The organism is Aliivibrio sifiae, from assembly GCF_002954715.1.
Taxonomy (GTDB): Bacteria; Pseudomonadota; Gammaproteobacteria; order Enterobacterales; family Vibrionaceae; genus Aliivibrio; species Aliivibrio sifiae.
On the sequence record NZ_MSCP01000003.1, the window covers coordinates 376,423 to 387,001 of the forward strand.

The 10,579-nt window shown below is 38.7% G+C and carries 13 protein-coding genes; 7 read left to right on the forward strand and 6 right to left on the reverse strand.

All coding sequences use genetic code 11. The annotated features are described in order from the left end of the window. Positions 1–5 precede the first annotated feature (5 nt). The 3 genes from rsmB to def all read right to left on the reverse strand — a co-directional run bounded on the left by rsmB (position 6) and on the right by def (position 2,869). Positions 6–1,286: a 16S rRNA (cytosine(967)-C(5))-methyltransferase RsmB gene (gene rsmB / locus BTO23_RS20105; protein ID WP_060993496.1), complete on the reverse strand. Its 1,281-nt coding sequence runs from the start codon at positions 1,284–1,286 to the stop codon at positions 6–8. Between the two features lie 104 nt (positions 1,287–1,390). Continuing rightward, a complete protein-coding gene (gene fmt / locus BTO23_RS20110) occupies positions 1,391–2,338 on the reverse strand; it encodes a methionyl-tRNA formyltransferase (RefSeq protein WP_060993497.1) in 948 nt (315 codons plus the stop codon). Positions 2,339–2,359: 21 nt separating this feature from the next. Beyond that, the gene (gene def, locus BTO23_RS20115; RefSeq protein WP_060993498.1) at positions 2,360–2,869 is read right to left on the reverse strand and encodes a peptide deformylase; all 510 of its coding nucleotides are present in this window, start codon (positions 2,867–2,869) and stop codon (positions 2,360–2,362) included. Between the two features lie 117 nt (positions 2,870–2,986). Here def and BTO23_RS20120 point away from each other — a divergent pair, with 117 nt between their 5' ends. Genes BTO23_RS20120 through BTO23_RS20135 form a run of 4 tightly spaced genes read left to right on the forward strand, consistent with a single transcriptional unit; the run spans position 2,987 to position 6,225 of the window. Then, entirely contained in the window at positions 2,987–4,057 is a 1,071-nt protein-coding gene (locus BTO23_RS20120) for a LysM peptidoglycan-binding domain-containing protein (protein WP_060993499.1), read from the forward strand. Between the two features lie 13 nt (positions 4,058–4,070). Continuing rightward, positions 4,071–5,174, forward strand: coding sequence for a DNA-processing protein DprA (gene dprA / locus BTO23_RS20125; protein ID WP_060993515.1), 1,104 nt, complete (start codon positions 4,071–4,073; stop codon positions 5,172–5,174). 2 nt (positions 5,175–5,176) lie between these two features. Beyond that, the gene (locus BTO23_RS20130; protein ID WP_060993500.1) at positions 5,177–5,650 is read left to right on the forward strand and encodes a DUF494 family protein; all 474 of its coding nucleotides are present in this window, start codon (positions 5,177–5,179) and stop codon (positions 5,648–5,650) included. Positions 5,651–5,661: 11 nt separating this feature from the next. Then, entirely contained in the window at positions 5,662–6,225 is a 564-nt protein-coding gene (locus BTO23_RS20135) for a DNA topoisomerase family protein (protein ID WP_060993501.1), read from the forward strand. Between the two features lie 55 nt (positions 6,226–6,280). Here the strand turns inward: BTO23_RS20135 and BTO23_RS20140 are convergent, their stop codons facing one another. Together BTO23_RS20140 and purE are read right to left on the reverse strand one after the other, a co-directional pair. Then, positions 6,281–7,393: a 5-(carboxyamino)imidazole ribonucleotide synthase gene (locus BTO23_RS20140; protein WP_061005083.1), complete on the reverse strand. Its 1,113-nt coding sequence runs from the start codon at positions 7,391–7,393 to the stop codon at positions 6,281–6,283. A 2-nt stretch (positions 7,394–7,395) separates the two neighbouring features. Then, positions 7,396–7,881, reverse strand: a complete 486-nt coding sequence (gene purE / locus BTO23_RS20145; protein WP_060993503.1) for a 5-(carboxyamino)imidazole ribonucleotide mutase — start codon at positions 7,879–7,881, stop codon at positions 7,396–7,398. Between the two features lie 203 nt (positions 7,882–8,084). Here purE and tsaC point away from each other — a divergent pair, with 203 nt between their 5' ends. The 3 genes from tsaC (at position 8,085) to BTO23_RS20160 (ending at position 9,792) form a co-directional block, all read left to right on the forward strand. Then, positions 8,085–8,642 (forward strand): L-threonylcarbamoyladenylate synthase type 1 TsaC, encoded by a 558-nt coding sequence (gene tsaC / locus BTO23_RS20150; protein ID WP_060993504.1) that lies wholly within the window; start codon positions 8,085–8,087, stop codon positions 8,640–8,642. Between the two features lie 64 nt (positions 8,643–8,706). Beyond that, positions 8,707–9,528 (forward strand): shikimate dehydrogenase, encoded by an 822-nt coding sequence (gene aroE, locus BTO23_RS20155; protein WP_061005085.1) that lies wholly within the window; start codon positions 8,707–8,709, stop codon positions 9,526–9,528. Next, entirely contained in the window at positions 9,529–9,792 is a 264-nt protein-coding gene (locus BTO23_RS20160) for a DUF1488 family protein (RefSeq protein ID WP_060993506.1), read from the forward strand. Here the strand turns inward: BTO23_RS20160 and BTO23_RS20165 are convergent. Continuing rightward, on the reverse strand, positions 9,785–10,327 hold the full coding sequence (locus BTO23_RS20165; protein WP_060993507.1) for a gamma carbonic anhydrase family protein: 543 nt from the start codon (positions 10,325–10,327) through the stop codon (positions 9,785–9,787). The genes BTO23_RS20160 and BTO23_RS20165 overlap by 8 nt on opposite strands. Positions 10,328–10,579: the final 252 nt, after the last annotated feature.

The window sequence follows — 10,579 nt, forward strand, 5'->3', positions numbered from 1 at the left end:
ATAGATTATGCTTTTTGTAGAACAGCGTAATAGAAGCCGTCCATATTTTCTTCACCCGGAAGAATTTGACGCCCTGGTTTTGCAGGATCGGTATTATCTATCAAAGAGGCGTTTTCTGTACGCTCTAAAAAGGCTTTTACTTGATCGCAGTTTTCTTGTGGTGTGATTGAACATGTTGCATACACCATGGTGCCGCCAGATTTTAACTGTAACCACATTGCATCAAATATTTCACTTTGCAGCTCAGCAAGCGCTTTAATATCTTCTGAACGACGTAACCATTTAATGTCTGGATGACGACGAATAACACCAGTTGCAGAACAAGGTGCATCTAATAAAATACGGTCGAATTGCTCACCCTGCCACCATTGTTCAGGATAACGAGCATCACCACAAATAACTTTTGCGCTTAAGTTAAGGCGTTCTAAGTTTTCATACACGCGAGTTAAGCGAGTTTCATCACAATCGATAGCCACAACATTTGTATTTTTAGTTCGTTCTAAAATATGTGCAGTTTTGCCACCAGGAGCAGCACAGCAATCAAGGATTAGTTCACCATCTTGTGGTTGTAAGTACTCAGCCGATAATTGAGCTGCAGCATCTTGAACTGATACCCAGCCTTGCTCAAAGCCTGGTAGTGTAAATACATCGCGTGCTTTATCTAATAATAAAGCGTCTGTCGCTTGGTTGTGTGGTGTTACTTCAATCTCTTCTTTTTTAAGTAGATCAATATACTCGTCACGAGTGTGGTGTTGGCTATTTACTCGTAACCACATTGGTGCTTTGTTGTTGTTTGCTTCAACAATTGATTCCCATTGTTCTGGGTACGCTTCTTTTAGCATTTTTAGCAACCAGCCTGGGTGACCATATTTACCTGAATCGTGACTGATTGATTTAGCATCCAATTCTTCTTGGTTACGTTGATAGCTACGAAGAACGCCATTGATTAAACCACGTAGTTTTGGACCTTTTAGGTTTTTAGTGCCTTCAACCGTTTCGCCAACCGCAGCATGAGCAGGTATACGCATGAAACTTAGTTGATAAATACCGACTAAGATAAGGTGGTGAAAAACACGTTGTTTCCCTTTCAGTGGCTTATCCATAAGAGATTGAGCAACAGATTCCAAACGAGGAAGAAAGCGCAATACGCCATAGCAAATCTCTTGCAATAAAGCTTGGTCACGAGGTTTTATTTCGGATTGAGCTTTTGGAAGCGCTGAAGAGAGAGAATGACCCTGATCGACAACTTGATAAATAACTTTGGCTGCCGCAGCACGAACGTTCATGTCATCACCTAAAATATGATTGGCAAAAATAAAATGGCAAATACAATATTTGCCATTTAAAAAGTAAGGTGGCGATTATGCCACCTTTTTTATGTTTTGAAGAATTAGTTAAGTATATTACCCACTTCGAACCATTCTTTACGAGAGTTCAAGATATCTTGAACGCCCATCGCTTTTTTACCAGGAACTTGCAGTTGTTCAAATACAATCGCATTTGAACCTGTTGTAACATAGATACCTGTCTTATCTGCTTGAATAATAGTACCTGGTGTTGCATTCCCTGTGTATGTTTCTACACGAGATTGCCATACTTTAATCGCTTTATCTTCTACAGAGAAATGACTCATTGGCCAAGGATTAAAAGCACGGACACAACGTTCAATGGTGTCTGCATCCATAGTCCAATCAATCTTAGCTTCTTCTTTGCTAAGTTTCTTCGCGTAATTAGCTTGTTCATCGTTTTGCTTTTCTGCAACCGCAGTACCGTTCGCAATCGTAGATAAACAGTCAACTAAAGCAACAGGACCAAGTTCAGCTAACTTATTGTACATTGATGCGCTGGTATCAGTCGCTTCAATTGGCAATGTTGCAATACTCAGCATGTCACCCGTATCTAAACCGATGTCCATTTGCATAATGGTGACGCCTGTTTCTGCATCTCCAGCCCAAATTGAACGTTGGATAGGAGCGGCACCACGCCAGCGAGGTAAAATTGAACCATGAACGTTAATACAACCTAATTTAGGTGTATCAAGAACGGCTTGCGGCAACAGTAGCCCATAAGCAACCACAACCATTAAATCAGCATTTTGATCGGCAAGTTCTTGCTTTGCTTCGTCACTTTTAAAGTTTTCAGGCTGGAACACGGGAATATTGTGTTCAAGAGCCAATTCTTTAACAGGACTTGCCGTTAGCTTTTTACCACGACCAGCAGGACGATCTGGTTGAGTATATACACCAATCACCTCGTGATGAGAATTGACTAGTGCAGATAAATGGCGAGCGGCGAAATCAGGTGTGCCCGCAAAAATAATGCGTAATGGTTTACTCAAAAGGAACCTCGGTATTTATGGCTAGTTTTTAGCATTGAATTTTTTGATCTTCTCTAACTTTTCTTTGATGCGCTTACGCTTTAATGGCGATAGGTAGTCTACAAAAAGTTTGCCATCAAGGTGATCTAATTCATGCTGAACACAGATCGCTAATAAATCATCAGCATCAAAGCTAAATTCTTTACCATCACGGTCAAGTGCAGTTACAGACACTTCTGCAGAGCGAGGTACTAACCCTTTTGCTCCAGGAACTGATAAGCAACCCTCTTCAATGCCATCATCACCACTTTTTTGTGTGATAACTGGATTGATTAATACCATTGGTTCGTCACGAGTGTCTGACACATCGATAACGACGATACGTTGATGGAAATCGACCTGTGTTGCAGCAAGACCAATGCCTTCTTCGTCGTACATGGTTTCAATCATGTCATCAATGAATTTTTGAATTTCAGGAGTCACTGCTTCTACCGGTTTTGCTACTGTACGTAGACGATCGTCCGGAAACGTTAATACTTCTAATAAAGCCATAATTACTCTAAATATTGAACTGCGCCGTAAACGGCATAAACCTAATAGCTCCAATTCTAGACATTTTATTAAGCAAATGACAGCATCGGTTCAAATGTCTGATAAGGAAAGCGGACCATGTTTAAAAAATTATTCATTTTTACTTCATTTTGTAGTGCCATTATCTTCTCATTACCTTCATTTTCAAATGAAGAAAAATTGGTGCTAAAACAAGATTATCCCAGTAATTATACCGTTAAAAAGGGGGATACACTTTGGGATATATCCGCATTGTTTTTGGATAATCCTTGGTTTTGGCCAAAATTATGGAAAATCAATCCAGAGATAAATAATCCTCATTTAATTTATCCCGGCGATGAACTTAGTTTGACTTGGCAGAACGGCAACCCTGTCCTGAGTGTTAAGCCATTAAAAAAACTCTCACCTAAGATGCGAACAGTAATTAAAGAGCCTGTACCTACCTTGCCAACTAGCTTGGTTGTTCCTTATTTGCAATCAGATCGATTGATTGATGCGACTAATTATAAAGAAGCATATCGAGTTCTTGGAACCAGTGATGGACGAAAATTCTTGAGTGGGAATGAGCGAGTATATGTCGATGCTGAATTAGAGCATAAGGAATGGGGTATTTATCGAACAGTAAATGAATTCTCTCGAAAAGATACGAAAGAAACCTCTTATGCGCTTCGATTGGTTGGTTTGGCTGAGTTAGCTGAAACAACAAAAGAGATGAGTGGATTAAAAGTTATTAAGCAACAACAAGAAATTGCGATTAATGATGTTGTACTTCCAATTACATCTGGTGACATTAATAAAGAACTAACAACGACTTTTTATCCACAACCTGCACCAAAAGGTATGGGAGTTTCAATATTGGGATCAATAGATGGTGGTGAGTATCTCGCAGTAAATCAGGTAGCGGTTATCGATAGAGGAACTAATGATGGTTTATTGCAAGGCAGTATGTTTTCTCTTAAAGAAGAAGGTAATGTCGTTAAGGGGAATAAAGGGGAATATTATTATGATCTCGATAAGGGAAAAAATAAAAATAGTCTCCAATTGCCACAGACTAAAATTGGAGAGCTGATCGTAATTCGACCTTATGAAAAATTCAGTCTAGCGCTTATTACTCGAAGTGAAATGCCAATACATAAAGGAGTGATAGCGATCTCTCCAAACAAAGAGTAATTAGATAATGACAATTTCAGAAGTACATTTATCAGCTTGGCTTACTTTATGTTTTTGTCCTCGAGTTGGTGGAAAGGTAATGACTCGTTTACGGGCGATTGATTCACCAGAAAACATACTGAACTACAATACCGATCAACTTACTGCTTTGGGGTTGTCATCAACGCAAATAAGATACCTTCAATGCTCTCAACATAAAGATGTTAATAAGTGTTTAGAGTGGCAAGAGAAAAGTGATACTCATACTATCTTGCCATTAAGTAGTCCTATATATCCCAAGCTGCTTTCAGAGATCAGTGCACCTCCTCCAATTTTATTTATTAAAGGAGACCCTCTTACGCTGTCAGAGCCTCAAGTGGCAATTGTTGGTAGCCGTAATGCCAGTTTGGAGGGGTTAGATTGTGCTAAGCAATTTGCTCACTCCATTGTTCAACATAATTACGTTGTAACCAGTGGTCTCGCGTTAGGTGTTGATGGTTATGCTCATCATGGGGCTATTGAAGCAAAAGGAAAGACAATTGCCGTGTTGGGCTCAGGCTTAGATAACATATATCCAGCAAAACACCGATCATTGGCTCATCGAGTAATTGAAAACGGTGCGCTTGTTTCTGAATTTCGTCCGGATGCGCCACCAAGGGCTGATAATTTCCCAAGACGTAATCGTATTATTAGTGGTTTATCTACAGGTGTTCTAGTGGTTGAAGCTGCAGAACGCTCGGGATCTTTAATTACGGCAAGGTATGCAAATGAGCAAGGTCGTGAAGTTTTTGCTCTTCCTGGTTCAATACAAAATCCAACAGCAAAAGGATCTAATGGATTAATAAAAGCAGGTGCTAAGTTAGTTTCTTCTCCTGAAGATATTTTTGATGAAATAGGTGCCTTAACTGAGTGTGCAATATCTCACCAACCGTCATTATTTGAACAAGAAGTTATCACAGAACAATTGCCATTTCCCGAAGTGTTCGCTACCGTAGGCAGTGAGGCGACGCCTGTTGATATTATCGCAGAGCGGTGTCAGATGCCTGTACATGAAATCATGATGCAATTACTTGAATTAGAGTTGCAAGGTTTCATCGCTGCAGTCCCAGGTGGTTATATTAAAAAGCGGAGGGGCTAGCCATGATGGATGTTCTTATGTATCTATTTGAAACATATATCCATAGTGATGTTGAACTCAGTGTGGATCAAGAAAAATTAGAAGATGAGTTACTTAAAGCCGGGTTCCATCAAGACGCAGTCTATAAAGCACTGGATTGGTTGGAAGACTTAGCTCGTTTACAAGAAGACGATTCTTATACACATATAGAAAAAAGCACATCAACTTCAATGCGTATTTACACTCAACAAGAAATTGAGGGTATTGATACTGCTTGTCGTGGTTTTTTACTTTTCTTAGAGCAAATAAAAGTACTTACTAGCGAAACCAGAGAAATGGTTATCGAACAAGTAATGGCTTTAGAAACGGATGAATTGTCTTTAGACGACTTAAAGTGGGTTGTGTTAATGGTGTTATTTAACGTCCCAGGTCAAGAGAGTGCTTACACACAGATGGAAGAGTTACTTTATACTGCTGATATAGGCATGACGCATTAAGGTTTTGTTGAATGTCTGGAAAAATAGATAAGCAATTATTTAAAGCTCATGAGCACGCTTTAGAACATGAATCTTGTCCTGAATGCCGTGGTGAATTAGCTATTCGTTACGGTAAAAGAGGGTCATTTTTAGGGTGTCAAAATTACCCTGAATGTAATTATATTCGTCCATTAAAAAGTAATGATGGGCATGTAGTTAAAGAACTTGGCATACCTTGCCCTATATGTGGCAGTGAATTAGTACTAAGGCAAGGTCGTTATGGGATGTTTGTCGGGTGTTCTTCTTTTCCTGAATGTACACACATTGAATCATTAGAGCAAAAAAAAGAAGAACCGAAAGAGTATATTGCTTGTCCTAGCTGTCATAAAGGGCTTCTACATGAAAAAAAATCACGTTTTGGTAAAACATTTTATGCGTGTGATGGGTATCCAAATTGTCGGTTTGTCGTTAATTTAGAACCTCAGAGTGGTAACTGCCAAGAGTGTGGTTTTTCTTTATTATTGAAGAAAGAGACAGCGGCAGGTGCAAAGCTTGTTTGTGCAGATAAAAAATGTAGTGCGATACAAGAGAAGTAAGAGTAACTCGATAACTATTCCAAAAAATAGATAGAGTTACTCTATATCAATAGTGTTATGCAAGAACAGGGAAAGCGTCATTGTCTAATATTGTTGATAGTGTAGCTAATTCCTTTTGTAGATTTTCTGAAGATGAGGCGCATACGTTTATGTGTCCCATTTTTCTTCCAGCCCTTTTTTCTTTACCATACCAATGAACATGGCAGTTGGGCATCGTGAGTATATTTTTTGGTAAAGAATCTTCGCCTAGAATATTGATCATTGCTGTTGATCTAAGTAGCTCAGTACCGTTTAGAGGTAAATTACATACAGCTCGTATGTGCATTTCAAATTGACAAACATCAGTACCTTGTTGTGTCCAGTGACCAGAGTTATGAACTCGAGGTGCAATTTCATTTACTAGCAGTTGTCCATTGACATCAAAGAACTCAATTGCAAGCACACCTATATAGTTAAGTTCATCAGCGATAGCTGAAAACATCTTATCGGCTTGCTGTTGTAATTCACTGGTACCCTCTAAGGCTGTTGATAGTGCGAGCACGCCATCAACGTGAACATTCTCTGTTAGAGGATATGTCACCATATCACCATTTTTATTACGAGCACCGATCAGGGAAACTTCACGATTAAATGGAATGAATTGTTCAGCAACCATTGCTTGGTTTGGTGAACTCTTTATAAGTTCTTCCATTTCATTCCAAACTTGGTTTACTTGGTCGTGTTCTTTTAAGCGCCATTGGCCTTTGCCATCATAGCCACCAAGTGCGCTTTTTAATACCATTGGAAGTCCAACAATATCAATTGCGTTTAAGAAATCTTCTTTTGTATTGATGATGTGGTATTTGGCATTAGATACTTTAGCATTGTCCAAAAGAGCTTTTTCTAAGCGACGATCTCCTCCTGCTTTTATTGCATCAGGATTTGGCTGAAATTTTCCACTTTGGCTACATATATCTAAAATATCATGTGGAATATGTTCGAACTCAGCAGTAATTACCGTAACGTCATCAATAGCTTGTTCTAATGATAAATTAATAAGCTGCTGAGTTAATGGATGTACAACATTTTGGTTATTTACGTCATAAGCAATAATTTCAATATTCAATGGTGCACTTGCAAGCGCCATCATACGAGCGAGTTGACCTGAACCGAGTACAAGCACTTTCATGATTAGTCCTCTGATGGATCTGGGTTTGCTAATACAGTCTCTGTTTGCTCTTTACGGAATGCTTCAACAGAGGCCATCACTTCTTCGTTTGATGTTCCAATGATTTGAGCTGCAAGAATACCTGCATTGGCAGCTCCTGCTTCACCAATTGCAAGAGTACCTACTGCGATGCCTTTTGGCATTTGGACGATAGAAAGAAGAGAATCCATTCCTTTTAATGCTTTAGATTGAACAGGAACACCAAGAACGGGAATGCTAGTAAATGCAGCTGCCATTCCAGGGAGGTGAGCAGCCCCACCAGCTCCAGCAATAATAACTTTGATACCACGATCTTTTGCTTGGGTTGCATAGTCAGCAAGTAGCTGTGGAGTTCTATGAGCTGAAACTACTTTTGTTTCATAAGGAACATTAAAACGATCAAGCATTTCAGCAGCTAGTTTCATTGTTGGCCAGTCTGATTTTGAACCCATGATAATACCGACTTTCATTGTGAACTCCTTGGATAAAGATATTGGCAATATATAAAAAGTTGGCAGCATTATATGGGTATTTGATGCCAAGGGAAACGTTTGCGTAAGGAAAAGTACAAGTTATTAACGATTATTGACAATTGAAAAATGGAAAGCAGTTGTTTGATTTCATCTTATCAATAGAATAGAGAGACTAATTTAGTCTAATTAATGGTGTAAGAGTGAAGAATCTAGATCTAGTCGTAAAAGCCTTAAATAATGGTGATGTTATCGCCTACCCGACAGAAGGTGTTTTTGGTGTTGGCTGTGATCCAGATAATGAATCTGCAATCCATAAGCTATTAGTGGTTAAACAACGCCCTCAAGAGAAAGGATTAATATTGATCGCCGCTTCTATTGAGCAGTTACTTCCTTATGTTGATTTTTCTCAGCTAGAGAATAAGCAAATAGAACAGATAAAATCGACATGGCCAGGGCCTGTGACATGGATTGTTCCTGTAAACCAAAAGACACATTCTTTAGTTATTGGTCAGTTTGATAGTATCGCAGTTCGAGTTACTGCTCATGAACAGGTTAAAGCGATTTGTTCAGCATTTGGAAAACCGATTACCTCTACAAGCGCAAATCTTTCTGGTTATGAACCTTGTCGAACCGTATCTGAAGTTAAGGAACAGTTAGGTGATACCGGAGTCGTTATTTTTGAGGGAGAGGTAGGTAATAGAACTCAGCCTACGGAAATTCGTGATGCAAAAACAGGAAACACATTACGCCAAGGCTAATGCATCTATTATTTCTTTAAGGTAAGGTGACTTAATTAACGTTATTTATTGAAAGGAATCACTTATGGATAAGTATGCTGTTTTTGGTAATCCAATAACACAAAGTAAATCTCCCTTTATACATACCTTATTTGCGCGTCAGACAATTCAATCTTTAGAGTATGTTGCTATTGAGGCTCCTGTGGATGGTTTTCTAGATGCAGTAACTGATTTTTTTGCTAACGGTGGGAAAGGTTGTAATATTACTGTCCCTTTTAAAGAAGAAGCATTTCAATTTGCAAACCAATTAACAGAGCGAGCAAAACTAGCTGGTGCGGTTAATACATTAAAGAAATTAGATGATGGAATTGTTTTGGGCGACAATACTGATGGCGAAGGGCTCGTTCAAGATTTACTGCAATACCAAATCCCACTTCAAGGTAAGCGCATCTTATTAATAGGTGCAGGCGGTGCGGCTCGTGGAGTGCTTCTTCCTTTATTAAAGCAAAACCCCTCTTCTATTACTGTCGTAAATCGTACTTATGAAAAAGCAGAAACACTGGCTACTATCTTTTCAAATTACGGAACTATTAATGCAGTACGGATGAATGAGGTTGATGAATCATTTGATGTAGTTATTAACTCGACGTCAGCAAGCTTATCTGGACAGCTACCAGATATCAGTGGAACAATTTTTTCTAAAAATACGATTAGCTATGACATGATGTATGGTCAAGGAAAAACGGTATTTAACCAATGGGCATTAAAACACCATGCACACCAAGCTTATGACGGACTAGGAATGCTCGTTGGGCAAGCCGCGGAAAGTTTTACTGTGTGGCGAGGTCTTCGTCCTGGTGGGAAACAGATATTGCGTGAATTACGAAAAAACTTAGAAGGTATTTAAATGAATCAGTCAATCCTTTTTAGTGACGATGCTCAATGGAATGAAGAGACACAAACTGTCTTATTCTCTGCTCAGCAGATGGGAAATTTAATTCGATGCCGCGTTGCAATTTCATGGCTTGAGTCTGAGAGTGACGAAGAGATAACAAATGACATTGATGCATTACGTATTTTTGAAGAATATCGTTTTGATGTTGAAGAGCAAGCAGAAGCATTGATAGAAGATGAAGAATTCAATGCCTCTGGTGAAATTATTATTAATTAGCTTCTTCTATATAGTCATCTTTGAATGAAACGTAATTCATTGCCGATTTTTTTAAAAAGGTAATTTCTTCTACGGATAACTCTCGAATTTGTTTTACTGGGCTGCCTATATAAAGGTAGCCACTTTTGAGTATTTTATTTGGTGGGACTAAACTGCCTGCTCCAATCATGACATCTGATTCAATAATGGCATTATCCAAAATAATACTCCCCATCCCTACAAGTACACGATTTTGTATTTCACAGCCATGAAGCATTACTTTATGTCCTATTGTCACATCATCTCCAATAAGCAATGGTGCACCTTTGGGGTTTTCTTGGCTTTTATGAGTTACGTGTAAGACTGCTCCATCTTGAATATTCGTACGAAGGCCAATAATAATTGAGTTAACATCTCCCCTTGCTGCAACTAAAGGCCACACACTAGAGTCATCTCCAATTTTTATATCCCCAATTAAAACGCTAGATGGGTCTATATATGTTCGTAAACCTAGAGTAGGAAAGATGGATTTATAACTGCGTAATGACGATTTCATATGATATCTCTTAAAAATGATAACTTACTGTTAATAAAATGAGCTAATTAAGATAATTTAGCATTGATTTGTTCGTACTTTAACCATAAAAACGTAAATATGAAATTATCTTTAAAAAGAGCTTGCCAATGTGATCTAACTCTCTATAATGCGACCTCACTGACACGGAGAGCCCATCCCATAAGGGATTCGCAATCAGAGTTAGTAAGATGGTTTAAAAATTAAGTTTCAAATAAGTGCTTGACACTGAGG

Bases quoted from the DNA above. Each gene is read 5' to 3' on its own strand.
- rsmB (WP_060993496.1), bottom strand. From the start codon at position 1,286: ATGAACGTTCGTGCTGCGGCAGCCAAAGTTATTTATCAAGTTGTCGAT.
- def (WP_060993498.1), bottom strand. From the start codon at position 2,869: ATGGCTTTATTAGAAGTATTAACGTTTCCGGACGATCGTCTACGTACA.
- BTO23_RS20120 (WP_060993499.1), top strand. From the start codon at position 2,987: ATGTTTAAAAAATTATTCATTTTTACTTCATTTTGTAGTGCCATTATC.
- BTO23_RS20130 (WP_060993500.1), top strand. From the start codon at position 5,177: ATGATGGATGTTCTTATGTATCTATTTGAAACATATATCCATAGTGAT.
- BTO23_RS20135 (WP_060993501.1), top strand. From the start codon at position 5,662: ATGTCTGGAAAAATAGATAAGCAATTATTTAAAGCTCATGAGCACGCT.
- BTO23_RS20140 (WP_061005083.1), bottom strand. From the start codon at position 7,393: ATGAAAGTGCTTGTACTCGGTTCAGGTCAACTCGCTCGTATGATGGCG.
- purE (WP_060993503.1), bottom strand. From the start codon at position 7,881: ATGAAAGTCGGTATTATCATGGGTTCAAAATCAGACTGGCCAACAATG.
- aroE (WP_061005085.1), top strand. From the start codon at position 8,707: ATGGATAAGTATGCTGTTTTTGGTAATCCAATAACACAAAGTAAATCT.
- BTO23_RS20160 (WP_060993506.1), top strand. From the start codon at position 9,529: ATGAATCAGTCAATCCTTTTTAGTGACGATGCTCAATGGAATGAAGAG.
- BTO23_RS20165 (WP_060993507.1), bottom strand. From the start codon at position 10,327: ATGAAATCGTCATTACGCAGTTATAAATCCATCTTTCCTACTCTAGGT.